This is a genomic window from Desulfobacula toluolica Tol2, assembly GCF_000307105.1.
GTDB classification, from domain to species: domain Bacteria; phylum Desulfobacterota; class Desulfobacteria; order Desulfobacterales; family Desulfobacteraceae; genus Desulfobacula; species Desulfobacula toluolica.
Genome location: NC_018645.1, coordinates 1,881,818 through 1,908,101, shown reverse-complemented (window position 1 = coordinate 1,908,101; position 26,284 = coordinate 1,881,818). Strand labels below are relative to the sequence as shown.

Below are 26,284 nucleotides of genomic sequence, written 5' to 3'. Positions count from 1 at the left end.
TATATTCTCCTTTAATTTTCCAACCCTTTAGCAGCCTGCATGATTTGAAGTTTAAAATAGTCCCCTTTCAGGGCCATCAATTCCTCATGGGTGCCTTGTTCTTTTATGGCTCCGTCTTTCAATAAAATAACCCTTGACGCATAGTTAATGGTGGACAGCCTGTGTGCAATCACAAATGATGTTCTGCCCCTCATCAAATTTTCCAAAGCCTTTTGCACAACTTGTTCCGCCTCTGAATCCAGTGCGGAAGTGGCTTCATCCAAAATAAGGATCGGTGCATCCTTGATCAGGGCCCGTGCAATACAGATTCTTTGTTTTTCCCCGCCTGAAAGCCGGGAGCCAAGCTCACCTATAACAGTATCAAACCCGTTGGGAAACCCTTGAATAAAATCATAGGCAAAGGCTGCCTTTGCAGCGTTTTCAATTTCAAGGTCCGTGGCATCCATTTTGCCGTACCTGATATTATCTTTTACCGACTCATTAAACAGGATTGGTTCTTGGGTCACAATTGAAATATGATCCCGCAATGATTTGATTGAAAGATCTTTTACATTTTTTCCCGCAATAAATACCGAACCCGTTGTGACATCATACAGCCGCGGAACCAAATTGACAAGGCTGGTTTTTCCACCTCCGCTCATTCCCACAAGGGCCAGAACCTCACCTGGTGCCACTTTTAAATTGATATCATTTAAAGCCGAGGCTTCGTTTTTGTTATAAGAGAAACCAACATTATCAAACTCAACGTCAAAAGAGCTACCTTCAAGGATTTCAGGGTTTTCTTTTTCCATGATAACAGACGGTTCTTCCAACACATCAAATATTCTTGTGGCAGAGGCAATCCCTTCTTGTATGGTATTGTTCAGCTTGGACAATTTTTTTACAGGATCATACAGCATCATCACAGCCGTGAGAAAAGAAAAAAAAGTTCCAGGGGTTGAAGTGCCGTTAATCACCCGAATACCGCCAAACCAGATAATAAAAGCAATACCAAGCCCTCCTAAAAACTCCATAACAGGAGAAGACAGAGCTTTAGCAACAACTTTTTTCATCTCAAGCCTGAAAAGTTCCCGGGTTTTTTCTTTGAACCGATTCTTTTCAAAAACCTGAAGATTAAAAATCTTGATAATCTTGCTGCCGGTAAAAGTTTCATGCAAAAACGAGTTCAAATCCGCCATAGTTTCCTGAGTGCCGGTAGAAAACTTTCTAACCCTGCGGCCAAACAAAACAATGGGATAAAAGGCCAAGGGCAAAACGATAAATGCGCCCAATGCCAGTTGCCAGTCCCTGTAAAAAATAACAAACAAAAAGGCAATCACTGAAAAAAAATCCCTGAAAACATTGATCACAGCCGTGGAAACCATGCCTTTAACGATGTTTACATCATTTGTAATGCGGGACATCAATGCCCCTGTTTTTTCCTTGTGAATAAAAGAGATGGGAAGGTCGGTGATCTTTTCATACAAAGAATCCCTGAAAAATCGAATGATATTTTCTCCGATATAGTTCATAAAATATTCCGACCCATAGGAACCCGCGCCTTTTAAAAAAAAAACCAGGATGGCAAGCCCAGGAATGAGCAAGAGCATATCACGGTTTTGACGAATAAAAATATCGTCCATCACCGGTTTGACCAGAAAAGCCATGGCACCGTTGGCACCAGCCACAATGACCATACATAGAGCTGCCAGTAAAAGCCTTTTCCAGTAGACAACAACCAGTGAAATAATTTCTTTCCGCCTTGATTTGGTGAGTTTCGAGTTTTTCTTTTTCATAGACCTTTATTTACTATAACCAATTTAATATGCCCCAGCTAAATACGCCCCAAATTAAATACTAAAAAGGGTATTGTTAATATTTAAAAAACATGAGAGCATACGCCCCATGACAAAGAATGCCTTTATACTCAATTTTTTTAAACTTTACAATATGCTCTGGAAACTGTGCCTTCCTTTTCTTGCAAGAAACAAACGTCTCAAGCATGGATTTCAAAAACGGATCACCTCGTTTCACCACTCAAGAGCTGACATCTGGATTCAAGCCGCTTCCGCAGGCGAAGCCTACCTTGCCGTTCAAATCATCAAAAAACTTACCCCTCAGACACCCTTGACGATTTTAGCAACCTCAATAACATCCCAGGGCATGGACATTTTAAAAACCAGGTTAACCCGAAAGACAATCAGTTCATGTATTAATCTGAAAATCGAGTGGTTTCCATTTGACATGCCCCAAAACATTAAAAAAGCCGTAAAAAAAATCAATCCCTGTATCATGGTATTGCTTGAAACCGAAATCTGGCCTGCCCTGCTCTATTATCTGAAACAAAACAAAACAAAAATTTTTATCATCAATGCACGGCTTTCCCAAAAAAGTTATACCCATTACCGGAAAACAAAAATCTTATGGAAACACCTGGAACCTGATGTGATCCTGTCAACCTCCAGACAAGATGCTCAAAAATACGGACAAATTTTTGAAACAAAACGAATTAAAACCATGTCCAACATCAAGTTTGAATCCATTGATACGGATATCCTTGAATCCGCCACCCAAAAACGCATAAGAAATATTTTTCCCCAAACCGTTCCCCTGACCATCCTTGCGTCAATCAGAAAACAGGAAGAAAAAGAGGTTATCCTTATTATAAAAACAATTTTAAAGGCCTTTCCCAACCAGGTTATAGCTGTCTTTCCCCGTCATATGCACAGGATAGACGCATGTAAAAGGCACTTAAAATCATCTGGTTTAAAATTTTGTTTAAGGTCAGAGATAACCGATTTTCCAGCCAAACCAGGCATCATTTTATGGGATACTTTTGGAGAACTTAAAACCGCCTATAGCTGTGCATCGGTTGTCTTTGTCGGCGGCAGCCTGAAACCACTGGGCGGACAAAATTTCCTTGAACCGGCCATGCAGGGTGCAGTCACAGTTATTGGCCCGCATTATGATGATTTTGCCTGGGTAACGGACGAGATCTTCAAACAAGGAATTGTCATCAAAAAAAGCCATTGGAAAACAGTGGCTGAAACCATTCTTAAAACCCTTGAAAACCCCTCCTCCCAATCAACCTGCAAACACATGGCACAAAAATTTATCAAAACACACCAGGGCGGTGCCGGGCAGGTGTGTGATGAAATTTTAAAAGCCTTTGACGATTTTTTTTGATTGGTATATAATTTAGAAATATTAGTAGACCACTCCGTTCTTATTTATTAATCCGGTATTTTCTGAAATGTTTGTTTCCACTCATTTGTTTACACTCTCATTTGCTTTTGCGCTTGTTTTTCAATGCTCCGGTTTTTGTTTATCAGGCACTCTGATCTTTATCAGGGCGCTGTTGTTTCATAATCCGAAATAAAAGGGGGCCGTTATGGAAAATCATACCATGCAGTATGACACAATCACCCGCTTAACCACCGCCATTTCCCAGTGCAAGGACCCGGAAGAAGTGGCTTTGACAACTGCAGAGAGCGTAAAAACAGCATTCAATGCCAAAGGCTGCTCGGTATTTCTTGTCGACCGGGAGACCCGCGAACTTGGTCTTGTCGCATCATCCGGATTAAGCACAGAATACCTGACCAAGGGACCGATCCATTTTATGCAGACCATCAGGGAAGCAAAAGATGCCATTCCCATTGCCATTTATGATGTAATGGATGATCCGAGAATCGAATATCCCGAGGAGGCAAAAAAAGAGGGGATAGCTTCTTTATTGGGAGTTCCCATTATCAGCCACGATAAAATCATTGGTGCGCTTCGTATTTACACAAAAACCCCATGGGAATTTTCCTTTAACGATATCAACCTTGCTCAGGCCGTTGCATTAATTTGCGGCATGGCCATGGATATGTGCAGGATGTACAAAGGGTATAAAACCAGTATTGAGATTCTTAAAAACATGAGGGGAAAAGATACATACGGCACAAACAAATGGACCCCATATGAAGGAGTTCCCAAAAGCGTGGACAAATCAATACGCGAACATTAATTTTTTAAGTGAACGAACGCGCCTCCCAGGCAGCATTTAGATAAGCTAAAGCTGCCTGAAGACCTTCAAACGGATGGATGCTTAACAATCAACCATCCACAACCCCGTCCAATTCATGTTTTAAAGAGCGGTTCATCAGACGTTCAACCGTCTCTTCAACGGAACGGCCTTCAAAAAGGACGGAATACACTTCATTGCATATGGGAAGATCAATCCCCAGTTTCTTTGACAGGTTGTATACGGACCGGGTTGTTTTAACCCCTTCTGCCACCATTCTCATTTCGGAAATAATCTCATCGAGTTTTTTGCCTTCTCCGATCTGCTTGCCCACGGTATAGTTCCGGCTCAAATCACCAGTACAGGTTAATAACAAATCCCCTACACCGGCAAGCCCGGAAAGTGTCAACGGATCAGCCCCCAGTTTTGTTCCCAGCCGGTTCATCTCGGTAAGCCCCCGGGTAATCAAGGCAGCCCTTGGATTAAGCCCCATGCTCATACCGTCACAGATACCGGCGGCAATTGCCAGCACATTTTTCACGGCACCGCCGATCTGAGTGCCTATAGGGTCGTCATTAATATAGACCCTGAAAGTAGGACAGGAAAATATTTTCTGGACATATTCAGCAGTATCACGGCTGATTGAAGCGGCAGCCACAACCGTAGGCACTTTATTGGCAACTTCTTTTGCAAAACTTGGTCCTGACAGCACAGCAAGATTCTCTTTGGAAAGAAAATCAATTTTTTCCTCAAGAATCTGAGTCATGGTCAGGTGAGTTTTATTCTCAATCCCCTTGGATGCAGTCACAACAATGGTCCCAGGGTTTATAAAATCCTTTATCCGGCCTGCAACATCCCGCATGCAATGAGACGGAACCACCACAAGTACAAGATTTTTATCTTTTACAGCGATGTCAAGATCATTGGTTGGAATGATATTATCCGGCAGTTTTATATCTGGAAGAAATACCTTGTTTTCCCTGTCTGTTTCAATCTGTTCCCTTACTTCCTGTTCAAACACCCAGAGGTCCAGAACAAATCCTTTATCTGCAAGCAATTTTGCAAGGGCTGTCCCCCAGCTTCCGGCACCCACAACCCCTATCTTAGTTGTTGCCGTATCCATCATCCTGCTCATGCGTTAAACTTCCCTTCCAGACCCGACAAGGTACTGATGTCAAAGATATTATCTTCCAAATGAGTACAAATGGTTGTTTATACACCATATCACTATTCTGATCAACTTTTATTCTGCTGAATCACCAAACGTCTCAACCTGATGCCACTGGATTGTATTTAATAAATTTAATCTTGACAGAATTTTATTATTTCAATAGATATCTGTTTACTTTGTAAGTAATTAAAGAAGCGGCATTTGATATACCATACCCAAGGATTCTATTGATGATTCAATCCAGACTCTGGTTCAAAGCAACATTGCTGATTTTGGTTATTATACTAATCAGTTCCATGTCCATTGCCCTATACACGATCCCCCTTACCCGGGAAATTACCTATAAAATGGCGGAAAACCATGCTACAGCCTTGCTTGATCATGTGTATAATCTTGTTGAAATCAAGCATAAGGAAATAAAATCTTACAAAAACTTTGCCATCACGTCACGCAAACGTCAAATGAAGGATATTACCTCTGCAGCAGGATATATCATTAAAAATCAATATTCGGCTGCAAAAGCCGGAGAAATATCCGAAGCCGAAGCCAAACAGCGTGCAATCAAGCAGATGCAGCCCATACGCTATGGGAATAAGGATTATATGTGGATATCAAATTTTGATTCCGTGCTGATTTCTCATCCTGATCCAAAACTTCATAATGCTGACTTTTCTAAAATCACAGATGTGTATGGAAACCTTATTGTACCACCAATGGTGGATATTGCCCGAAAAAACGGCGAAGGCTTTACATCTTATTGGTGGAACCGCCTGGAAAAGAATTCCCCTTCGGAAAAACTGACCTATTCCACCCTGTTCCCCCCCTGGAACTGGGTGTATGGCACTGGTGTTTATATGGATGACATTTTACAGGAAATTGACCGGCAAAAAAAAGAACTGGTTGATGATCTTCGGGCGGTCATGCAAGAAGTCACAATCGGAAAATCAGGATATATGTATATTTTCAATGCTGATATGCACTTGATTATTCACCCCGATGAAAAACTTACTACTGCCAAACTCAATGAATTGCGCAATCCCAGGACAGGCAGACCGATTCTAAAAGAGCTTATGGAAAAAGTCGACATTAAAGAATCTCACATGGAATACCCCTGGGACCACCCGGAAGACCCCGGGAATTATGTATATGAAAAAATCAGTTGGGTGCGGTATAACAGCCATTTTAAATGGTATATTGCAAGTTCCGTTTACACTGATGAACTTTACAGTCAATCTCGCTTCCTGACTTCCCGAATAGCATTTATCACCATAATAATCCTATTGCTTTCATTGTTCATTGGAATTTATTGTTTGAAAAAATTTGTCAGCCCCATTGAAAAATTATCAAAAACGGTTTTAAAAATCCAAGGCGGTGATTTAAAAATCAGAAGCGGCATTGTCAGCAATGATGAAATCGGTATTTTGGCCCGTGAATTCGATGCAATGGTGGAAAAACTGGACAATCACGTTGAAGTTCTTGATCAAAAAGTCAAAGAAAAAACCCGGGAACTGGCTGAAAATTACAAAGAACTGGAATATGCCAACAGCCAGGTCATGGAAAGTATCCGGTATGCCAGAACTATTCAGAAGGCAATTTTACCGCAGCCTGATACCAAACCAAAAGAAATTTCAGATAGTTTCATACTGTGGCGGCCCAAGGATATCATCGGTGGAGACATCTTCTGGCTGAAGCATAATAGTAACGGCTTTGTTTTTGCGATTATCGACTGTACCGGGCATGGGGTTCCAGGAGCAATCATGACCATGATTGCGAGCATGGCAATCCACCATGTCGTCCAGGAACTGGGTACGGCAAGTCCAGGAGCGATCCTCAAAGAACTCAACAGGATCATCCAATTTTCATTGGGCCAGCATTCCAAGGATGCTAAATCAGATGACGGCCTGGACATTGCCCTTTGCTCCGTGGATACGGCTACGGATATACTCACATTTGCCGGAGCCAATATAGGCCTTTTTGTTCAAGAAGAGACCGGCATACAACAGATAAAGGGAGACAAGCAAAGTATTGGATATAAATCTTCAAACATTAAATTTGACTTTAAGGAACACAAAATTAAACTGAACAGGGGAAAACAGCTTTACATGACCACGGACGGCTTAATTGGCCAAGCCGGTGGAACCCATGGCCTGCCCTTTGGCAGACGGCGATTTCTCAAATTCATTTCCGAGCATCATCAATCCGGCTTCTCAGACCAGAAAAAAGCCCTTAAAAAAATTCTAACTCAATATCAGGGAAATGAGGAACAACGGGATGACATTACTGTTATCGGCTTAACTTATAAATAAGGAGTTCACACATGATCAATGATATGTTTCCATTTTATCAGACCATGAAAAAAGAAGGAATTATTTTTTGCTTCAGCGGCCCTACATCCCAGAGTGTTGTTGAAGGCATAGGAGATGCCTTGAAACAAAAGATGGAACTGGAGGCCATGACACAAACCGCCTCCAGGCATGTTTTCTCAATCTTTGTGGAACAGATGCAGAATGTTGTCCACTATTCTGCTGAAAAGGATGACAGCGACCAGCAAGAAACAGAAGGATGTCTAAGTTATGGAATCATCGTTGTCGGCAGAGATGGCAAGGATAAATTTTATATTTCAAGCGGTAATTATATTCATAAAGATGATACCCGGCGTATTGTTGATCTGCTGGACAAATTAAAAGGAATGGACAAAAACGAACTTAAAATATTTTACAAGGAGCAGCGCAAACTTGAACGTCGCAAAGGCGGAAAAGGTGCCGGCCTTGGAATGATTGAAACCGCCCGTAAAGCAAGTCGTCCCATTGAATATACACTGACCGGCAGCACTGACAAACAACATGATTTTATTTCAATCAAAGCTGTAATATAAGGAGAACCATATGGATACATTATATATTGAGGCTACCAAATCATCTCCTTTTGTGAAATATAACATTGAATCCAATACCCTGGAAATTACAGGCGAGTGCTATCCGGAAAACGCAGTTAAATTTTTTTCCCCGGTTTTTGAATGGCTGAACACTGAAACAAAAAAACTGGACACTCCTGTTTTAACCGTTAATTTAAATATCAGTTATTTCAACAGCAGCAGTTCCAAAGCATTGATGAATTTTTTCGATATGCTTGAAGAAGCCTATGATAATGGCAAAAAAATCAATGTCAACTGGATCTATATGGAAGAAAATGAAACCGCTGAAGAATGCGGAGAAGAATTTCAAGAAGACTTGGAAACCCTGCCGTTTAATCTGGTTGTTTTGAACAGCGGCCAAACGATATGAGTTTTAGTGACCTGTTTCAAAGGGAAATCAACATTCTTACCCAAGCCAGGCAACTGATTCAAGATGAAACCTATTCCGAAAACTGCATGCTGCCGGAATATAAGCTGATGGTAAAACACTACAACAAATTACTAAAGCAGACCAGACGCCTTGTTAAAATGTCTGACATCATGCAAAGTGATCTTAATGAACTAAATGGCCGCCTGGAACAACTTTCATCACTGGATGGGCTGACTGGAATCCCCAACCGCAGATGTTTTGATAATGCCTATGAAAAAGAATGGAAGCAGGCTCAAAGAAACGGAACAGCCTTATCCATTATCATGGTGGATATTGATTATTTTAAACTATTTAACGATACCTACGGGCATGCCTCAGGAGACACCTGTTTAAAACGGGTGGCATCTGCGTTGTCTTCAGCAAGCAAACGCCCCATGGATATTGTTGCCCGATACGGTGGAGAAGAATTTGCAGCTGTTTTACCCGACACGAATATTGAAGGGGCTCAAATTGTTGCCAAAAACATGAGACAACAGGTAGAAGCCCTGGATATTGCTCATGTGGAATCAAAAGTGGCCGATCATGTAACCGTGAGCATAGGCATAAGCTCCATTCAAACCCCGATGCGCAGCAGCCACACACCTGAAACCCTTATCAAAGTGGCAGATGACATGCTATACAAGGCCAAAAGCAGCGGACGCAACAGGGTATGTTCATAGCTGTTTGCCCCTGCAGTCATGCCATTCTTCCCGGCCGGTCCACGGTCGCATCATGCCCGACCGCAATTTAATTCGTTTTTTTTAAAGGAGGGGCATCATTATGTTTGAACTAAAAGAATATGTATCGGTTCAAAGTCTTGAACAAGGTCATGATCTGCTTATGAAAGATAAAAACAATGTCATCCTGGGTGGACTGCTCTGGATGAAAATGGGCAAAAAGACCTATCACACCGGCATTGACCTGTCAGGGCTGGGACTGAACAAGATCGTTGAAAATGATGAAAGCATTGATATCGGATGCATGACAAGTCTCAGGCAGGCGGAGACAAGCCCCCTGCTTCATAAATGGTTTGGTTCCCTTTTTTCAAACGCATTGGGACATATTGTCGGCATCCAGTTTAGAAACTGTGCAACCATTGGCGGCAGTGTGTATTCACGATTTGGATTCTCAGATGTATTAACCGCCATGATGATCCCGGATACCCATGTCCACTTGTATCATGGAGGGATTGTTCCCCTGTCTGAATTTCTGCTGATGCCCCGGAAAAAAGATATCCTGGTAAAGGTTTGCATAAAAAAACAGGCATGGGAAACATGTTACCAGAGCCAACGGCTGAGTGCCACTGATTTTCCGATTCTTTGTGTTGCCGCAGGCAGGTGCAACGAACAATGGAGGCTTTCCCTGGGTGCAAGACCAGACAAAGCCCGACAGGCACAAATATCAGCCGGGTTATTGTCCCGGCATCCTGATGACGCACAGATAAACTCTGCCTGTGATGCCGTTGTCAAAGAATTATCGTTTGGAAATGACCTGCGGGGAAGCAAAGCATACCGGGAAATTCTGGCAAAAGTTTTGCTTAAAAGGGGGATTCAAGCCATATGCAGATAACATGCCACATAAACAACAAAAAATTCACCAAGGATATTGCCCCGGATCTTCTCCTCATTGATTTTGTAAGGAGCCTGGGATTCAAAAGCGTAAAATGCGGATGTGATACGGCCAATTGCGGTCTTTGTACTTTGTGGGTGGACGGTGTATCCGTATTGTCCTGTGCTGTCCTTGCCGCCAGGGTAAACGGCAGACAGGTGACCACCTTGGAGGGACTGGAAGACCAGGCCTTGGAATTCGGACGGTTCATGGCGGCCCAGGGTGTTGAACAATGCGGATTTTGCGCTCCCGGTTTGATCATGAATGTCCTGGCAATGAAAAACGAACTTGAAAATCCTTCAAGGCAAGACATTCTGCAATATCTTTCCGGGAACCTTTGCCGCTGCTCAGGATATGAAGGGCAGTTAAGAGCTGTTGAAGCCTACCTTCAATCACAAGGGCAAAAAAAAGGAGAAGCCGATGAAATATGTTAACAAAGGGGTTGAGAAAATTGATGCAGCTGCCCTGGTAACGGGCAAACCCGTTTACACAGATGACCTGGCACCGGAAAACTGCCTGGTGGTCAAAGTATTGAGAAGCCCCCATGCCTTTGCCGAAATTCTGGACATTGATGTACAAAAAGCCCGGGAAACGGAAGGAATAGACTGTATCCTCACCTGGCAGGATGTGCCGGGCAAACGATTTACCACGGCAGGCCAGTCCTATCCCGAACCCAGCCCCTATGACCGCCTGATCCTGGATAAAACAGTCCGGTATGTGGGTGATCCTGTAGCCATAGTGGCCGGCACAGATGAAAAGACCGTAAACCGGGCGTTAAAATCCATCAAGGTTTCATATAAACAGTTTGAGCCGGTGATTGATCTAAAACAGGCCCTGGACAATGAAAGTATAATACACCCGGAAAAAAACTATCATGTGAATGTTGACATCGGCAATGATAGAAAAAGAAACCTGTGCTGTGCAGGCGGATTTGAAAGCTCAGATGTGGAAACCGAATTTGCCAGATGTGACTGTGTGGTGGACCGTGTCTATCATACTAAGCCTAATAGCCAGGCCATGATGGAAACCTTCAGAACCTATTCATACCTGGATCATGCCGGACGACTGACCCTTGTCACATCAACCCAGATTCCTTTCCATGTCCGTAGGATTACGGCAAAGGCCCTGGATATTCCAAAAGCAAAGGTCCGGGTAATCAAACCCAGGATCGGGGGCGGGTTTGGCGCCAAGCAGACCGTTATAAGCGAACTTTTCCCGGCCATTGTAACATTAAAAACCGGCAAACCCGCCAAAATGGTGTTTGACCGGCATGAATCTTTTACCGCCTCCACCAGCCGCCACGAAATGATCATCCGGGTAAGGGCGGGAGCGGACCGCCACGGCAACATCCTGGCCATTCACATCGACACCCTTTCCAATACAGGTGCCTACGGGGAGCATGCCCCCACAACCGTCAACCTGTCCGGCCACAAGACCATGGCGCTGTACAACCGGGCCCGGGCATTTAAGTTCAGCTACCAGGTGGTGTATACCAACACCCTGCCCGCAGGAGCCTTCAGAGGATACGGCGCCACCCAGGGAACCTTTGCCCTTGAGTCAGCCATAAACGAACTGGCGGACGAACTTGACATGGACCCCCTGGATCTCAGGTTGAAGAACCTGTTACGCAAAGGAGATACTCTGAGCGCCTATTATGGCGAACCCCTCAACTCCTGCGCTCTTGAAGCCTGTATCAAAAAAGGCAGGGAAATGATCGGGTGGCATACAAAATACCCGTGCCGAAAAATCAGCAGCACAAAAGTCCGGGCAGTGGGAGCCGCCATCACCATGCAGGGTTCCGGGATCGCCAATATTGATACTGCATCGGCTCAGATCCGGCTTCAGGATGATGGATTTTACACCTTGATGATCGGTGCCGCAGACATGGGTACCGGATGTGATACCATCTTAGCTCAGATGGCTGCCCAATGCCTTGGATGCCCCATGGAACAAATCATTGTCAGCCAAGTCGACACGGATCACTCCCCATATGATACCGGGTCCTATGCTTCCAGCACCACATATTTGACCGGCACGGCAGTGGTTAAAGCCTGTGAAAAACTCAAGAAAAAAATTGTTTCCAGGGCGGCCGCTTTGCTGAAAACCACGGCAGAAACTCTGGAGTTTGACGGAAACAAGATATTCAATGATCAAGCTATAATTACCCTTGATGATCTGGCGCAAAAAACAGCAGTCGGCAATCACACCAGCCTTACAGCCGGGGCATCCCATTCAAGCCCTGTCTCTCCGCCGCCGTTCATGGCAGGGTTTGCGGAAATTGAAATGGATCTTGAAACCGGGGAAACAAAGGTGGTGGATTATGTGGGAGTGATTGACTGCGGCACCCCCATAAACCCGAACCTTGCCAGGATACAGGCGGAAGGCGGCATTGTCCAGGGAATCGGCATGGCCTTGTATGAGGATATTGCCTGCAGCACAAAAGGGAAAATGATCACCAGTTCTTTTATGCAATATAAAATACCCTCCCGCCAGGACGTGGGAAAAATTCGGGTTGAATTTGAAAGCAGCTATGAACCAACAGGCCCATTTGGTGCCAAATCAATCGGGGAAGTGGTCATCAACACTCCGTCACCGGCCATTGCCCACGCCATCCATAATGCCGCCGGGATTTACTTGAGAACCCTTCCCATGACCTGTGAAAACATTTTAATGGGCATGCTGGATCTGGAACAAACCAAATCAGTGGACCAGGATATCGGCAAGCCCTGAAAAAGACGATATCCGGAAATCTGCCGTAAGACTGTCCTCACCGGTAACCCGGCTTTCTCCGCCGGATAGAAAACATGATGTTACGGGAACTTTATTTGCAGCCAGAATATCGTTGATCGAATCACCGACAAACAGAGTTTTGTCAGCGGGCATGCAAAGCTTCTCTATGGCCAGATTCAATCCGTCAGGAAAAGGTTTTAAATACAAAACATCGTTTCTTGACACAACCAGTTCAAAATATCCGGCCAGATCGAAACGTTCCAGGACGGTCTCTGCGGCATAATACCCGCAGTTGCTCACCACGCCCATACGATACTTGCAGGCTGAAAGCTTTTCCAGTACAGGCCGTACGTCCGGGTATGGGGTCCATCTGCTCAAAGCATCCAGATCATAAAAATCATAAATCATGGCAAGTTGCCCAAACAATTGCTCAGCCTCTTGAATATCCCAGTCACCCGTAATATCCCTGGTAGTATTGTAAAGACCGGCATATCCCGGAGACTCTCCGTATCGGGCAGGATCAATGCCGGCATTGAACAGAACCTGAAGGAGCTTTGTTGCCGCATCCTTCAGGTGCCATTGAAAATCCACCAAAGTGCCTTCAAGATCGAACAGTATAAGTTCAAATTGCCGGTCTTCAAACATGGCGGTTCTCTCCTATAATTTTTCAATTTTAAACAGAACCGGCTTAAGCCAGTCTGTACAACCGGATATGGTCATTGCCTTTTCCTTGAACCAGGGAAATCGGACACTGTTAACAACAGCCATGATATCATGTCTGATATCCGCCCAGGCCCAGTGACAAAATTTATCCGGCATGTCAAATTCAGAATATACCAAAAATTGGTCCCCTTCCTTGAACTTGCTGCACAAACTGATTCTTTTCATTTCTTCTTTCACATAGGCGTCAATAATATCTCGGTTAAGCGATCTTTTTATGACTGTGATCCTGCATTTTGGATGTTGAATCATTTGATTATTTCTTCATCATAAATTTTATCTGTATGTTCAGGTTCGATTGCTCCTGATATCTTTTTTATTTTATGGCGACCATCTTTTTCTCACAGGTGTTCTTGTTTTTACCGGCTGCAGAGTTGTTCATAAGTTTATCCAGTTCTGAATTATCCCAGCGTTGAAACAGATCATGTTCGATACCAATGTAATCCAAAACTTTTCCCACGGATTGGTTGATAATATCATCAATGGTTTTGGGATGATGATAAAATGCCGGTACAGGCGGAATAATATGGGCTCCCATGTCCGCAGCCTGGGTTAAAAGCCTTAAATGTCCTTTATGCAAAGGGGTTTCTCTGAACAGCAGCGCAACTTTGCGTTTTTCTTTGAGCTGAACATCTGCGGCCCGGATCAGAAGATTCTCATTATAGGAATTGGCGATTCCGGACAAAGTCTTAACCGTACAGGGCGCAACCACCATGCCCATGGTCAAAAAAGACCCACTTGCAACAGATGCGGCAATATCTTTATTGGTATAGGTGAAATCAGCCATGGCAAGAACGTCATCCACATCATAATCGGTTTCTATCCTGATATTGAGTTTTCCAGCCTCTGAAATAATCAGATGGGTTTCAATGCCTTGATTTTTAAGGACTTCCAGCATCCTGACCCCATAAATCACACCACTTGCCCCGGCTATCCCTACAATTAATCGTTTTGCCATACATGACTCCTTTGGGTTTGTCGGTTAAAAACTATTTATTATTGTTCGTGTTTGACAACTTCTATCAAATTATAACCTTTTTCTTTAATTAACGAGATAATTCTTTTAAAGCATTTGGCCTGAAACCGGAGGATAAGTCTTTTTTTACCGGAATCAGGATTTTTCAAGGTAAATAACCCCTTTATTTCAAGTCCCATGGCAAAAATATCTTCCAGGATTTTTCTGATGCTGTCCCTTGAATTACCGCTTATCTCGATGGAAGCACTGTGCAGCCCCTCATAGGTTCCCAAAAGCTGACCCAAAGCATTGGAAAAATCCCTGTTTGAAAGGGTTCCCACAAGTGTATCATTATCCATGACCGGCAAAAAACTTCTGCCGAAAGCCTTGCCCTTTTCAAGGGCGGTTTCAACAGAATCATCCACAGTAATCGTGACCGGTTTTCTGACCATGATATCTTTTACTTTTAATCGTTCGTTAAAATATTCTATTTCATAAATATCCTGACTGGCAATGGCCCAGGCAGCAGCCGCTCTTAAATCCCGCCTGGCAATAAGCCCTCTGAACTTGCCGTTATCGACAACTGACATAAAAGGAACCCGTTTTTCTTCAAATAAATCCATGGCCTCTTTTGCTGAAAGATCACTTGACATTGTATCAGGATTTTTGGACATCCAGTTTTTAACAATCATCCTTATCTCTCCTTATATTTTGGTTTTGTTAAACCCCTGCTCAAAAAAAACAGGCAAGGCCCTTCTGCTAATCAAACAACCCCATCTCCATGGCCAGTTTTTCAGACAAAGCAACTCCCGTTCGTGTTCTAAACCATTTTTTAAGACCGTCAAGCCTTAATTGCCTGGCTTCTTCCCAGTATTGTCCCTCAAGCTTATCTTTTCCAAACATGGTTTTAAACCTGGCAAGACCTGTTTTGCCGTATCTGTCCAGCCGGTCTGCTTCAACGACCAGGGTTGCACAAATATTGTTCATTTTAAAAACCGTTTCCGGCAAATCATGAACCTTAATGATATCCTGTATCTCTTTGATCTTGGCTTGATCATATTCAAGATCCGTCAAAATTTTACCGGCAATGAACGCACCTTGTTCCATATGCAAAGCAACGCTTGATGCCTTGGCTTTAACCTTGGGAGTTGCGATGTTAAAGTCGGAAAAATCAATGGCAGTCCAGCCGATATCATGGAGATATGCTGCCGGCAGCACGATATTTTCATCTGCGTCTTCATGTTTCAGCAGGAATTTACAAAATTTTACCATACGCTGAACATGGTCCCAGTCTCCGTCACGGCCCTTTTGGTATATTGGCTCAATCATTTCAACCAGCCGCTGTTCAAACAATGCATCCATTAAAAAAGCTCCAATGCCGCCATAGTTACCTGTTGACTGAACGCTGAATCTTCCATGTTAGCATCCACTTCAATAATTTCTATCCCGGAATCCAGACCGGCTTTTCCAAAATTCAAACCGTCTTTCAATGTTTCCACAAAAATTTTATCTTCTTCCGGATCATAGGTTGGATTGCCCTTGCAATCCACCGACGACCACCCCCGGGTGGGGATCAGAAGCTTCACAGGAGCTTTTGCACCATTGAGTTTTCTTGCAAATTCACAGGCCACCTCTTTGAGTTCATCCGGAGACAAACGAAGCCAGGTCCGAAACTTATCCAGATCATATTTCCGCCGTTCATGGAATTCTTTTTTATATTTTGACCTGGACGGGGTCATGTGATTAACCGAGCAAAAGGAAATAATCTGGGGAATTCCCTTATTTCCGGCGGATTCCAGCCTATCAGGACCGCCGTCGCGCATATACCCGAAATAATGTTCTCCCACACCGCCCGGTGCCAGGTCAATGACCCCCTGGAAAAACCCTTCGGCAATCATCTTTTCCATGGCCCTGTCCCCGACACCGGCTGCGGAAAACCCGGTGACCTGGTATCCTTCTTTTTCCAGGGCTTGTCTGACTGAACTGGCGCATTGTTCACAAGGACCCAGCATGGTCATGGCAATGGTTTTTTTGTCGCTTCCTGCAAAGGAATTGTTAACATACTTTATCATGCCTTTCATGGCATAACAGGCCCTGTCCATAACATTGGCTAGCATATCCGTCACACCGGATATTTCAATGACTGAATGGAACAATAAAATATCACCTGTACCGATATACTTTGTGGAAAGTCCGGGAAGCGCTGCTGTTGAAGAGATCATAAGCTTTGGAATCCCAAAGGGCAATGCCCGCATGACATCTGTTGCCATCAAAGATCCGGTTGACCCGCCAAGGGCCATAACTCCGTGAATTTTTCCTGCCGCATACAGATCCTTGGCAATTTTCGTTGCCCCGTCAATAATAATATTGGTTATGGTAGACCGCTCTTTGGAATTATTAATTTGTTCTATGGTGCTTCCACCTGCCGACGCCACATCGGACGGAGTCAATTCAGCATGGGACTTTTCCTTTCCCCGCATGGAAAGATCCATTAAAAGAGGTAAAACACTAATTTCCTTAAACTTGTACTTCAAATACCGTGTTTCTTCTCTTTTGGTATCAAGGGTAGATATAATTAAAACGGTTTTTGAGTTTGTCATTTTTTTAACCTCTGATAGAACTGCAGTAATTGTGCAATACAATTAAAACCTGCAATTACTGCAGTTCTAATATTATAAACCTAATTTAAACCCAATCTCTTGCGAATATCTTTTTTAAGTGTCTCTTTATTCACCTTGCCGGAATCTCCAACAGCCGGGAATTCATCCACGATTTCAAGATGTTCAGGGAGTTTGAACATGGCGATATCTTTGGATTTCAAATAATCGACCATAGTCTTAAAATCAAATTGCTCGCCTTTTTTCGGAATAACATAGGCTGCGCATTTTTCTCCCATTTCCCTGTCAGGATACCCAACAATGGCAACCGATGCCACGGCAGGATGATCGTTGAGCAGGCCTTCCACTTCGGCAGGATAAATATTTTGACCGCCCCGGATGATCATATCCTTTGCACGGCCCAGTATCCAGAGACACCCCTGGTCAAACTTGACAATATCTTCCGTAGTTGTCCAGCCGTCTTTGTCAAATACCGTGGAGGTGAGTTCTTCGTCGCGGTAATACCCGGCCGGTGCATGAGGCCCCCTGAAATACAGAATACCGGGTTCACCATCGGGAACTGTTTTCTCCTTGTTTTCTTTGTCTGCCAGCCGTACCTTATTGCCTGGCAGCATTCTGCCCACGGTCCGCCGTCTCAGATCTTTGGAATCTTCAACCCTGCAGCCTGAAACAGACCCCATGTCCTGGGTGCCCAGATCACTTGTGATGGAGGCTCCAAAGGCTTTTTCTGCCTCCTCTGCCACCTGGGGAGCCAGATACCCGCCTGCGGAACGGATAAACCTCAACGAGCTTAAATCATACTTTGACACATCCGCCTCAAGCATCCTTATCAGATGGGTCGGCACCACGCCAATGGCAGTGGCTTTTTCTTTTTCAATCAGGGCCAATGCCGCATCCGGGGAAAACTCTTCCAGCATAACGGTTTTGGCTCCCGCAATAGGCGCTGCAAAATAGGTCAGAGTTCCGGCAGCCCCGCCTGCATGAGGGGCAATGGCCATGGTGATATCGTCTTTGGTCAGATTCCAGATATCCACCCGGCCTTTTGAGGTGCATATTCTGGGAGCAGGCGGCCATTCAACCAATTTCGGGATACCCGTAGTACCGGAGGTGGTGGTGAGAATGGCAATATTTCCAACAGGGTCAAAGCGTCTTTTTACAAGAACTGACTTGTCCACCGGCAAAAGAACTCTTTTTTCAACCATTGAGGTCAATGAAAACGTTCCTTTTGGTGCATCCTGAGGAACCATGTCATCAAACAAAAATATATTTTTCAGATGGGGAAAATCCTTTTGAAGATCTTCGTACATTTCAAGGTAGTTGAACTTGTTATAGTTGGCAAGAATAATCACGGCCGAGGCCTTGGTTCGGTCAACCATGTAGGTCAGTTCTTTTTTTCTCAAATACGGATAAACCGTCAGGGAAATCAGCCCTGCCCGTTCACATGCAATTCTTGCCAGAAAGCCGTATACGCTGTTAGGAGACTGAATGATCACCCTGGAGTGTTTTTCAATCCCCATTTCAACCCAGGATATGGCCATGGCATCCACAAGTTCCACAGCCTGTTTCCATGTCAGCCGGTATTTTGAATCCACCAATGCTTCCTGATCCGGTATCTCCCTGGCATTCTTTTCCCAGAAATCATAAAATGTTTCCCGGGTCCAGTATCCATCCTCCAGGAATTCATCAGTCATCTCTTTGGTATATCGAATTGGTTTCACAATTCATCCTTTCCTTTGTAGCATTTTTTTCCAATATCAATTATCATTCGATTTCAGAGCTGCTCGCAAAACCATGTGGCAGGCCGAAATATTTATTTATTATCTGAGGCCTTCCGGCCTGCCACAACAGATTTATCGCAAGCTGTAAGTCAATGGTATTTTCCTATAACCCAAGCTCTGACCATCTTTCTTTCACCTGTACAACCATGTCAGAATCAAGTTCGATGGGAATTGGTTTGTCTTTCCATTCATAAGGAATAGTGGCGTCCATGAGAAGTCTTCCTGTAATCTCCCTTGCTTCAATGGGCAATGAAGGATCAAGCGGAGTTGAACGGCCCCGTTTGATCACCTGGGAACGGTTGGGCTGGAACCTGAAACTCAAGGCATACATCACCCTGGGAATATCCCATGGATCAATATCCTCGTCCACCACTATCACGGTCTTAAGGCCATAAGCACCCATTTCCGTTGATATTGATGCGGTAAGAACCTGATCAACATGTCCCGGATACATTTGTTTCATGGAAATAATGGCAAGGAATCTTCCGGCTCCTTCCGGCGGGCAATAAGCTGCTTTCAAGCCAGGGATATTCATTTCATTGAGCTGCTGCCACAAGGTGGCACCATAGGACAGGGCCATAACCATGTGAGAATCCGTTACCGCACGCCCGACAGTGGTTCCCCAGAATATCGGGTTGTTCCTGTAGGTAATACATTTGACATCAATAAAATTTCTGGGATCAGTGCCCACACCAGAATAATATCCGGTATATTCGCCAAACGGGCCCTCTTCCATGAATTTTTCCGCATCCACAAACCCTTCCACCACGATTTCCGCATGGGCTGGAATGGGCAGGTCAACCACTTCGCCTTTGACAATTTCCACGGGCTCACCGCGAAAGGCACCGGCTACATCATATTCACTGGTGAAAGCACCGACCCTTGCTGCGCCAAGGATAAACAATATGGGATCGCAACCTACAATGGATGCCACCGGCATGGGTTCGCCCAATGCCTGGTATTTTTTCAGCATAATATCGGCATGTTTACCTTTAATAAACTGGGTGCCGATCTTATCCTTACCCAGAAGCTGACTCCTATAGGTGCCCAGGTTAACCCATCCTGAGTCGGGATCTTTGGTAATTATAAAATGAGCCGTCCCAAAATATTTACCGCCGTCCAGAGGATAATAATGTGGGACCGGAAATTTATTGAGGTCCACATCATCGCCCATCAGGATATTTTCCTTGCAAGGTGCCTGGCTTTTATCCACATATTTTGGCTTGATCGGCGATTTTGCTTTTTCCGCCCATGCGCCATACAGATCGGTAAGGCTTGATTTTTCCGACTCACCCATAATAATAGCAAGGCGTTCAACAGTTGTGGCGGCACTTGTAATAACAGGTGAGTCAAAACCCTTAACGTTTTCAAAAAGCAGGGCAGGACCCTGGGCTTCCTCATTTAATTTTGCAATATGGGACAATTCCAGGTGGGTGTCAACTTCAGCTGTAATCCGTTTCAAAAGACCTTTTTCTTCACAAACAGCTACAAAATCTCTCATGTCCTTCATAAATTTTTCTCCTTTTTCAGGTGCAACCCCATGATGTAATAATCATGACGCAACCATAGGGTTACAGGCGCGATGCGCACTGGGTTATATTTTTAGCCGGTACTTAAACATCAAGGACCGGGAATTGAACAAAATTAATTTATGCAATCATTAATTGACTTTTCTGCCGGCAACAAGTCCTGCGCAAATATGCTCAAGAGCTGATGATCTTGTTTTCATGACCGGTTTTGCTTTTTTGTCACTCCATACGGTTTCCGGCCGGCTTTGAAGAATCAGTATTTTGGCTTTGCCGGGCGTGTCTTTATCAATGGCCCATTCAATATCCATGGCCTTGCCGTAATGTTTTTCAATTCGTTTTCCAATGATGGCAAGCGAAACGGCGTCTTTATCAACAACGCATTGCATATCGGCTCTTTCCACCGGAACATTGGTTTTTACAACGCAATGTGTTTTGGGATCACGAGTATATGCAATGGTTTTATGGGAAATTGATTTTTTAATCACTTCATCCGTAATTTTATTAATGATAAAATTATCCGGCGTGCATTCACCACTTACAACACTCTCTCCAAATCCCCAATTTGCATCTATGGCAACAGTGGATCTGTCTCCGGTGGCAGGGTTTAAGGTAAACATCACACCGGCTGTCCATGCATTGGCCATTTTCTGTACACCAACGGAAATCTCCACCTGTTCATGAGGAAATCCCATTTTTGTTCTATAGTAAATGGCCCTGGAGGTAAAAAGACTTGACCAGCATTTTTTTACATGCTTGAGGATATCATCCGCCCCCCTTATCCAGAGAAAAGTATCCTGCTGACCGGCAAAGCTTGCACCGGGGAGATCTTCAGCCGTTGCGCTGGATCTGACGGCAGCCGGAACCGCAGGGACGTTGCTTTTTTTGGAAAGCAGTCTGTAAAATTCGCAGATATAATCCTGAAGGTCGTCACTTACCGGTGTCTTTTCAATGAGATCACGGATGGTTTTACTGGCTGTTTCGCCAGAGTCCACATCATCTGCTTTGATGCCATCTATAATCTTAAATATTTTCTGTTTGATCTTTCCCTGTTCAAGAAAAAGCTTATAGGCTTTTGTAGTGATTGCAAAGCCCGGAGGAACAGGGATTTTGGCTTTTAGCAACTCGCCCAGACTTGCGTTTTTACCCCCCACAACGGGAATCAATTCCAAGTCGCATTCTTCAAACCAGCGGACGTAATCAGATCTCTTTTCCATGATATCATCCTACCTTTCTATATGGATTTTGCCTGTATCGCCATTTACCTTGATTTTCATGCCGGATTTTATGATTGTCGTTCCCTGGCCGGTTCCGACAACTGCGGGCATGCCGTATTCACGACAAACAATAGCGGCATGACACATGATGCCGCCCACATCCGTTACAACTGCTTTGATTTTTTGAAATACCGGTGCCCAGGACGGTGATGTCGTTGGTGCTACAAGGATTTCGCCCTCTTTGAGTTCGCCGATATCTTCTACTGACCGGCATACCCTTGCAATGCCTTCAGCAACACCCGGAGATCCTGCAAAACCTTCCATCTCGTTTACTTTATCAGGATCACCGATTTCTTTTAACTTCGCCCATGCTGACATGCTTTCATTGGTAATTCCCCAAAGCACAATGGTAAACGGTTCTGCAATTGTTTCAGGCGGTTTGCCAACTGCTGGGATTGGAATATTTTCCTTGAATTTTTGATAAACCCCTTTTCGCCATTGGATCTCTTCAGGCCAGTGCAAGGGACCATATCCCTTTGTACCACTTGCCCAGGCAGTGACCAGATCCCATAATGCTTCTTTTATTTCACTGCGGGACATGTACCAGATGTCCTCTTGCCCCTCAAGAAAATTATTATCCGCCATGATGGCGGCAACAGCCCTCATCTTGTTCCAGAATACGGAATGAAACCAATGCTCCACATAAAACATATGATTCTCGACATAGGGAAATACCAGTTCTGCCGTACCATGAAGTTGATCAAAGGTCTGCCGGTCTTCATCTGTTTTTAACAAGCCTCTGTATTCCACAATAAGTTTTTTACGTTCGATTTTTATTTGTTCAAGGGGCCTGTCTATGGATTTACCCTCATTGAGTTTGCCAATGTATATTCTAACGGAACTTAAAGGGATATTCAGGTTGTCGTTCCATGAAACATCCTGATGATACCATCCGGTTCCTGTTGAAATATTGAACCATGGATATTTAGCTTCATCCCATGCAGCGACCCATTTTTTACCATTTTCAGAACCCTGAAGTTCCGAAATAACATCGTCAATATCCTTGGTATCTCCTCCGATTTGAGAATCAATGCCCAGCTCAATCGCCAATTTAGCCAATTTTCTCAATTCATCATCAGGCCTGTACAAAATAACATCAATTCCTGCGACCATCTGGGTGACTTTTTGGAGGGGGATATCAGGAAAGGCTTTGGTACAAAAATCAACAAATGTGACATAGGAGGCATATCCCAGGTTTAAAAACTCAAAATGATACTGCCAGCACCTGATGCCCAAATCTATAAGCTTGTCATAGTTCTTGAGCAACTCATACCCGCTTGAGGTTCCAAGTCCGTTTTTAACCACCGAGATATCTTCCATGTCCGGCAGGGAGGCAATTTCAAGATTTTCAATTTCTGAAATGATTCCCTTCATTTTATTTTCCCATTGATTATGGAGGTCATCCCAATTTTCATAATAATATCCGGCTCTTTCCATGAACATGGGGATTCTTTTTTGAACCTCTTCAGGATCAGTTACAGGTACCGGAGAAATATAAACATTTCCGTTGATAATTCTATGATCTACGCCATAAACCGGTGGAACACTGAAAATCCGGGTATTAAATTGTGACAGTGCCAGAAACCATGCCTCATCCCAGATAATATCAAAGGGATACAAGGGTTCAGGGTAGTGAAGTGCATCATTGAACCAGAACGTATTGTTCTCATACGCTTCCCTTTCTTTGTCTTTAGTTGAAAAGACATAATGATACGGATACATTCTCTCCCACCCTTCCGTGCCGGGTATTGCTTCTATCTCGTGGGGATTAGGAAAATTCTTATCAGCCATTTTTACCTCCATAAAAAATTTTAAGTGTTAAAAAGAACCGACTAAAACAAAACCGACTAAAATAAAATCTGGAAATCTTAAATTCATACTTACAAAAAATAAAACGCGATGCGTGGGATGACGATAGAAGCCGTCAACATCTAAAAACAAGTCAAATTTAATAAAAATAGCAAGTATGTTGTATTTAGTAATATGTGTTGACAAAAAAAGTGTCAATTCATATAAACTTATGACATTTATAAGATTTTCTTATAGTATATTTTTCCAGGCAACAACCTAAGTTGAGGATTGAGACACATGATCAATTTGAATCAATTGAGGGCGTTTTATTATGTTGCAAAGCACTCAAGCCATACTATTGCCGCTGAAAAACTTTTTATTTCCCAACCTGCTGTAACGGCCCAGATTAAATTATTTGAAAATTTTTATGATATGAAATTATTCAAAAAAACAGGGAGGAGGCTTATTCTCACCCACCTGGGGGAATTATTGTTTGAACAGGCGGAACGCATTTTCAAGATTGAGGATAAGGTTGAAAACATTCTGAGCCAGATAAAAGAACTGAATCAGGGACTTTTGGAACTGGGTTGTACCAAAGCCTATGCCAAACATATCATGCCGTCCATTATTTCAGTTTTTCACAGGGCCTATCCCAAAATAAAAATCATTCTTCAAGAAGGCAGCTCCATGACCATGATCAAAAGCCTGCTGGAATTTGAAAATGAAGTGGTTGTGGTGGCACAAATGGAAGTCACTGATCCAAAAATTCAATTTATTCCTTTCAGCCTGGAAGAAATCGTCATTATTCTTCCTGTAAACCATCCGTTGAACCGAAAAAAAGAAATTGAATTTAATGATATTGCCCTGGAACCGGTTATCATGAGGGGGCAAGGTTCCGGAACCCGAAAAAAAATAATGGATCTTTACAAAAAGCACAACGCCACACCCAATATCTTCATGGAATCCAATAATACCGAATTTATCATGAATCTTGTGGAAAGAGGGGATGGGATATCTTTTCTGGTCAAACCCGCTATTGATCATAAAACAAAAGAAAAAAAACTAATTTCACGCAGCTTGAAGAACACCAGAATATTTCTTAATGTCAGCTTTGCTTATATTAAAAACACACCGCTTTCGCCTGCTGCAAAGGCTTTCTTCGATGTTTTTAAAAATTCTTTTATTGAAGGAACGCCCCGGGGAGGTATAGGATCCATAATGGCAAAAATTCTTGCCGAGCATCCCCAGAATGAATAAATGGCAAGCATGCCTGAAAAAAAACATCGGGATTTACTTCTCATGATAAGGTTTTATTATATTTAGCAACATATATTTTTTTTAAAAAAAGGTTGAAATATGAAAATAGCTGTTTTTTCCGATGTCCACTCCTGCTATTCGAAAATGGCCACGGTTTTTAAAGATATGAAAAATTATCAAATTGATCAATATGTCTGCTTAGGCGATATTATCGGGTATGGCGATCAGCCCGAAGAAACCATCAAATTGTTAATGGAAAAAAACGTAATCTCAGTTAGGGGCAACCATGAACTTGCCATGTTTAACAGGGATTATCTTGAAGTTTTTCCCAAGTCCATCAAACAGCCCCTGCTGGATAATATTGCGGCAATTTCAACCAGATCCGTCCGATACCTTGAAAACACCCCTGATTATTTAAAATTGGCAAATTGTCATTTTGTCCATGGCACACCACCTGATAAATTAACCACCTATATTTATGATGTCACAGATTACTATTTAAAATCTTTGTTTAACAATTCCAAAGAACAGATTTTTTTCACCGGCCATACCCACAAATTAAAATTGATCACCTACAAAGACCAAATCGTATATCGCAGAAGAATCACAAAAAACTGCACCATCCCTTTGGAAGAAAATCAAAAAATTCTTTTGAACGTTGGCAGTATCGGATTTTCAAGGGATAATTTTGACGCATCAAAATATGCCATATATGATACGGAGAACAAGCATATTATCGTTCGGATGGTAAAAACATGACGTCTGCAATATAGTAAACACCTGTTTCATACCAGGCAAGTCTGCAAAAAAACAAACCGTCAATTTTTTGCAGATCTATAAAACGTGCAGTCTGTTAAATTTGCTATCTGCAGCTAAAATAAGGGTTTCCTCGACACACCAGGGTGAATACCTGTTCGGGTGTTTGCCTGTTTCTTTCAGCCAATCCTCCCATTTTATCCACTTGACAGCCTGTACTTCTTTGGGATTAGGCACCACACTGCCATCATAAAATGCCACAAAAACAGGACAAATTTCATTTTCCATGATGCCGTCCCGGGAAAAACAATACCGGTAGTCTGAAATTTTTTCAACGGCATTTAATTTTATCCCGAGTTCATAGAGGGTCCTCCTTATAACGGCACTTGTGTAGGATTCGTCCGGCAACGGGTGGCCGCAACAGGAATTTGACCATACCAGGGGCCATGTTTTTTTATCTTTCGCTCTTTGCTGCAATAGAAGTTCCTTTGTGGAGTTAAACAAAAAAAGAGAAAAAGCCCGGTGCAAAGGTGTGTTTTTTGAATGTACCGTAAGTTTCCTCTCAATGCCTATTTGCTTGTCCTCTTCATCCACTATAACCACATATTCTTCGCAGTTTTCCATATTTCATCTCCTGCCGGCTTTTAAGTCACACATTTAAAAAACAGCCTTATATTCACAATTCAACCTCATGACAAGTTGGCAAAACAATGTAAATAAATGATATGGATGGATACCCGTAATGTCAATTTATATAACCTGATGCAATCTATAAGATTTGCTTATGAG

24 protein-coding genes are annotated in these 26,284 nt (G+C 43.2%); 11 read left to right on the top strand and 13 right to left on the bottom strand.

Translation table 11 applies throughout. The features are described 5' to 3' along the window. Nucleotides 1-11 precede the first annotated feature (11 nt). Complete coding sequence (locus TOL2_RS08685; protein ID WP_014957121.1) at nt 12-1,775, bottom strand: ABC transporter ATP-binding protein; 1,764 nt, start codon at nt 1,773-1,775, stop codon at nt 12-14. 109 nt (nt 1,776-1,884) lie between these two features. On the opposite strand from TOL2_RS08685, the gene TOL2_RS08680 reads away from it, so the two are divergent. Continuing rightward, a complete protein-coding gene (locus TOL2_RS08680) occupies nt 1,885-3,165 on the top strand; it encodes a 3-deoxy-D-manno-octulosonic acid transferase (protein ID WP_014957120.1) in 1,281 nt (426 codons plus the stop codon). Nucleotides 3,166-3,370: 205 nt separating this feature from the next. Then, nucleotides 3,371-3,988, top strand: a complete 618-nt coding sequence (locus TOL2_RS08675) for a GAF domain-containing protein (RefSeq protein WP_014957119.1) — start codon at nt 3,371-3,373, stop codon at nt 3,986-3,988. 88 nt (nt 3,989-4,076) lie between these two features. On the opposite strand, the gene TOL2_RS08670 is transcribed toward TOL2_RS08675, so the two are convergent. Further along, complete coding sequence (locus TOL2_RS08670; protein ID WP_014957118.1) at nt 4,077-5,108, bottom strand: NAD(P)H-dependent glycerol-3-phosphate dehydrogenase; 1,032 nt, start codon at nt 5,106-5,108, stop codon at nt 4,077-4,079. Nucleotides 5,109-5,386: 278 nt separating this feature from the next. On the opposite strand from TOL2_RS08670, the gene TOL2_RS08665 reads away from it, so the two are divergent. The 7 genes from TOL2_RS08665 to TOL2_RS08635 all read left to right on the top strand — a co-directional run bounded on the left by TOL2_RS08665 (nt 5,387) and on the right by TOL2_RS08635 (nt 12,817). After that, complete coding sequence (locus TOL2_RS08665; protein ID WP_014957117.1) at nt 5,387-7,462, top strand: cache domain-containing protein; 2,076 nt, start codon at nt 5,387-5,389, stop codon at nt 7,460-7,462. An 11-nt stretch (nt 7,463-7,473) separates the two neighbouring features. Beyond that, complete coding sequence (locus TOL2_RS08660) at nt 7,474-8,031, top strand: SiaB family protein kinase (protein WP_014957116.1); 558 nt, start codon at nt 7,474-7,476, stop codon at nt 8,029-8,031. 10 nt (nt 8,032-8,041) lie between these two features. Further along, a complete protein-coding gene (locus TOL2_RS08655; protein ID WP_014957115.1) occupies nt 8,042-8,440 on the top strand; it encodes a DUF1987 domain-containing protein in 399 nt (132 codons plus the stop codon). Further along, nucleotides 8,437-9,159 (top strand): GGDEF domain-containing protein, encoded by a 723-nt coding sequence (locus tag TOL2_RS08650; RefSeq protein ID WP_014957114.1) that lies wholly within the window; start codon nt 8,437-8,439, stop codon nt 9,157-9,159. The genes TOL2_RS08655 and TOL2_RS08650 overlap by 4 nt, the downstream gene beginning before the upstream one ends. 100 nt (nt 9,160-9,259) lie before the next feature. Beyond that, nucleotides 9,260-10,048 carry an FAD binding domain-containing protein gene (locus TOL2_RS08645; protein WP_014957113.1) on the top strand — a complete coding sequence of 263 codons (789 nt, stop codon included), beginning with the start codon at nt 9,260-9,262 and terminating at the stop codon, nt 10,046-10,048. Then, a complete protein-coding gene (locus TOL2_RS08640) occupies nt 10,039-10,521 on the top strand; it encodes a (2Fe-2S)-binding protein (RefSeq protein ID WP_014957112.1) in 483 nt (160 codons plus the stop codon). Before TOL2_RS08645 ends, TOL2_RS08640 begins: the two co-directional genes overlap by 10 nt. After that, nucleotides 10,508-12,817 (top strand): xanthine dehydrogenase family protein molybdopterin-binding subunit, encoded by a 2,310-nt coding sequence (locus TOL2_RS08635; RefSeq protein ID WP_014957111.1) that lies wholly within the window; start codon nt 10,508-10,510, stop codon nt 12,815-12,817. The genes TOL2_RS08640 and TOL2_RS08635 overlap by 14 nt, the downstream gene beginning before the upstream one ends. Here TOL2_RS08635 and TOL2_RS23575 read toward each other — a convergent pair. The 10 genes from TOL2_RS23575 to TOL2_RS08585 all read right to left on the bottom strand — a co-directional run bounded on the left by TOL2_RS23575 (nt 12,788) and on the right by TOL2_RS08585 (nt 23,482). Continuing rightward, nucleotides 12,788-13,462 (bottom strand): HAD family hydrolase, encoded by a 675-nt coding sequence (locus tag TOL2_RS23575; protein WP_051012333.1) that lies wholly within the window; start codon nt 13,460-13,462, stop codon nt 12,788-12,790. The two genes, TOL2_RS08635 and TOL2_RS23575, sit on opposite strands and share 30 nt — an antisense overlap. 12 nt (nt 13,463-13,474) lie before the next feature. Beyond that, nucleotides 13,475-13,789 carry a TIGR04076 family protein gene (locus TOL2_RS08625; RefSeq protein ID WP_041279379.1) on the bottom strand — a complete coding sequence of 105 codons (315 nt, stop codon included), beginning with the start codon at nt 13,787-13,789 and terminating at the stop codon, nt 13,475-13,477. A gap of 64 nt (nt 13,790-13,853) precedes the next feature. Beyond that, nucleotides 13,854-14,495, bottom strand: a complete 642-nt coding sequence (locus TOL2_RS08620) for a UbiX family flavin prenyltransferase (protein ID WP_014957109.1) — start codon at nt 14,493-14,495, stop codon at nt 13,854-13,856. Between the two features lie 38 nt (nt 14,496-14,533). Further along, on the bottom strand, nt 14,534-15,184 hold the full coding sequence (locus TOL2_RS08615) for a CBS domain-containing protein (protein WP_014957108.1): 651 nt from the start codon (nt 15,182-15,184) through the stop codon (nt 14,534-14,536). Nucleotides 15,185-15,251: 67 nt separating this feature from the next. Beyond that, the gene (locus TOL2_RS08610) at nt 15,252-15,854 is read right to left on the bottom strand and encodes an HD domain-containing protein (protein ID WP_014957107.1); all 603 of its coding nucleotides are present in this window, start codon (nt 15,852-15,854) and stop codon (nt 15,252-15,254) included. Next, entirely contained in the window at nt 15,854-17,092 is a 1,239-nt protein-coding gene (locus TOL2_RS08605) for a Tm-1-like ATP-binding domain-containing protein (RefSeq protein WP_014957106.1), read from the bottom strand. The genes TOL2_RS08610 and TOL2_RS08605 overlap by 1 nt, the downstream gene beginning before the upstream one ends. 80 nt (nt 17,093-17,172) lie before the next feature. Then, on the bottom strand, nt 17,173-18,828 hold the full coding sequence (locus tag TOL2_RS08600) for an AMP-binding protein (RefSeq protein ID WP_014957105.1): 1,656 nt from the start codon (nt 18,826-18,828) through the stop codon (nt 17,173-17,175). 163 nt (nt 18,829-18,991) lie between these two features. Further along, nucleotides 18,992-20,398, bottom strand: coding sequence for a phenylphosphate carboxylase subunit beta (gene ppcB, locus TOL2_RS08595; protein WP_014957104.1), 1,407 nt, complete (start codon nt 20,396-20,398; stop codon nt 18,992-18,994). Nucleotides 20,399-20,548: 150 nt separating this feature from the next. Then, complete coding sequence (locus TOL2_RS08590; protein ID WP_014957103.1) at nt 20,549-21,631, bottom strand: PEP/pyruvate-binding domain-containing protein; 1,083 nt, start codon at nt 21,629-21,631, stop codon at nt 20,549-20,551. A 9-nt stretch (nt 21,632-21,640) separates the two neighbouring features. Then, nucleotides 21,641-23,482 carry a PEP-utilizing enzyme gene (locus tag TOL2_RS08585; protein ID WP_014957102.1) on the bottom strand — a complete coding sequence of 614 codons (1,842 nt, stop codon included), beginning with the start codon at nt 23,480-23,482 and terminating at the stop codon, nt 21,641-21,643. Between the two features lie 297 nt (nt 23,483-23,779). On the opposite strand from TOL2_RS08585, the gene TOL2_RS08580 reads away from it, so the two are divergent. Together TOL2_RS08580 and TOL2_RS08575 are read left to right on the top strand one after the other, a co-directional pair. Then, complete coding sequence (locus TOL2_RS08580) at nt 23,780-24,739, top strand: LysR family transcriptional regulator (protein ID WP_014957101.1); 960 nt, start codon at nt 23,780-23,782, stop codon at nt 24,737-24,739. 99 nt (nt 24,740-24,838) lie between these two features. Next, nucleotides 24,839-25,498, top strand: coding sequence for a metallophosphoesterase family protein (locus TOL2_RS08575; protein ID WP_014957100.1), 660 nt, complete (start codon nt 24,839-24,841; stop codon nt 25,496-25,498). A gap of 75 nt (nt 25,499-25,573) precedes the next feature. Here TOL2_RS08575 and idi read toward each other — a convergent pair whose 3' ends face one another. Further along, a complete protein-coding gene (idi, locus tag TOL2_RS08570; RefSeq protein ID WP_014957099.1) occupies nt 25,574-26,119 on the bottom strand; it encodes an isopentenyl-diphosphate Delta-isomerase in 546 nt (181 codons plus the stop codon). Nucleotides 26,120-26,284 lie beyond the last annotated feature (165 nt).

Excerpts from the sequence above, each read along its gene's own strand:
- TOL2_RS08685 (WP_014957121.1), bottom strand. The coding sequence starts at position 1,775 with ATGAAAAAGAAAAACTCGAAACTCACCAAATCAAGGCGGAAAGAAATT.
- TOL2_RS08680 (WP_014957120.1), top strand. The coding sequence starts at position 1,885 with ATGACAAAGAATGCCTTTATACTCAATTTTTTTAAACTTTACAATATG.
- TOL2_RS08675 (WP_014957119.1), top strand. The coding sequence starts at position 3,371 with ATGGAAAATCATACCATGCAGTATGACACAATCACCCGCTTAACCACC.
- TOL2_RS08670 (WP_014957118.1), bottom strand. The coding sequence starts at position 5,108 with ATGGATACGGCAACAACTAAGATAGGGGTTGTGGGTGCCGGAAGCTGG.
- TOL2_RS08665 (WP_014957117.1), top strand. The coding sequence starts at position 5,387 with ATGATTCAATCCAGACTCTGGTTCAAAGCAACATTGCTGATTTTGGTT.
- TOL2_RS08660 (WP_014957116.1), top strand. The coding sequence starts at position 7,474 with ATGATCAATGATATGTTTCCATTTTATCAGACCATGAAAAAAGAAGGA.
- TOL2_RS08655 (WP_014957115.1), top strand. The coding sequence starts at position 8,042 with ATGGATACATTATATATTGAGGCTACCAAATCATCTCCTTTTGTGAAA.
- TOL2_RS08650 (WP_014957114.1), top strand. The coding sequence starts at position 8,437 with ATGAGTTTTAGTGACCTGTTTCAAAGGGAAATCAACATTCTTACCCAA.
- TOL2_RS08645 (WP_014957113.1), top strand. The coding sequence starts at position 9,260 with ATGTTTGAACTAAAAGAATATGTATCGGTTCAAAGTCTTGAACAAGGT.
- TOL2_RS08640 (WP_014957112.1), top strand. The coding sequence starts at position 10,039 with ATGCAGATAACATGCCACATAAACAACAAAAAATTCACCAAGGATATT.
- TOL2_RS08635 (WP_014957111.1), top strand. The coding sequence starts at position 10,508 with ATGAAATATGTTAACAAAGGGGTTGAGAAAATTGATGCAGCTGCCCTG.
- TOL2_RS23575 (WP_051012333.1), bottom strand. The coding sequence starts at position 13,462 with ATGTTTGAAGACCGGCAATTTGAACTTATACTGTTCGATCTTGAAGGC.
- TOL2_RS08625 (WP_041279379.1), bottom strand. The coding sequence starts at position 13,789 with ATGATTCAACATCCAAAATGCAGGATCACAGTCATAAAAAGATCGCTT.
- TOL2_RS08620 (WP_014957109.1), bottom strand. The coding sequence starts at position 14,495 with ATGGCAAAACGATTAATTGTAGGGATAGCCGGGGCAAGTGGTGTGATT.
- TOL2_RS08615 (WP_014957108.1), bottom strand. The coding sequence starts at position 15,184 with ATGATTGTTAAAAACTGGATGTCCAAAAATCCTGATACAATGTCAAGT.
- TOL2_RS08610 (WP_014957107.1), bottom strand. The coding sequence starts at position 15,854 with ATGGATGCATTGTTTGAACAGCGGCTGGTTGAAATGATTGAGCCAATA.
- TOL2_RS08605 (WP_014957106.1), bottom strand. The coding sequence starts at position 17,092 with ATGACAAACTCAAAAACCGTTTTAATTATATCTACCCTTGATACCAAA.
- ppcB (WP_014957104.1), bottom strand. The coding sequence starts at position 20,398 with ATGAAGGACATGAGAGATTTTGTAGCTGTTTGTGAAGAAAAAGGTCTT.
- TOL2_RS08590 (WP_014957103.1), bottom strand. The coding sequence starts at position 21,631 with ATGGAAAAGAGATCTGATTACGTCCGCTGGTTTGAAGAATGCGACTTG.
- TOL2_RS08585 (WP_014957102.1), bottom strand. The coding sequence starts at position 23,482 with ATGGCTGATAAGAATTTTCCTAATCCCCACGAGATAGAAGCAATACCC.
- TOL2_RS08580 (WP_014957101.1), top strand. The coding sequence starts at position 23,780 with ATGATCAATTTGAATCAATTGAGGGCGTTTTATTATGTTGCAAAGCAC.
- TOL2_RS08575 (WP_014957100.1), top strand. The coding sequence starts at position 24,839 with ATGAAAATAGCTGTTTTTTCCGATGTCCACTCCTGCTATTCGAAAATG.
- idi (WP_014957099.1), bottom strand. The coding sequence starts at position 26,119 with ATGGAAAACTGCGAAGAATATGTGGTTATAGTGGATGAAGAGGACAAG.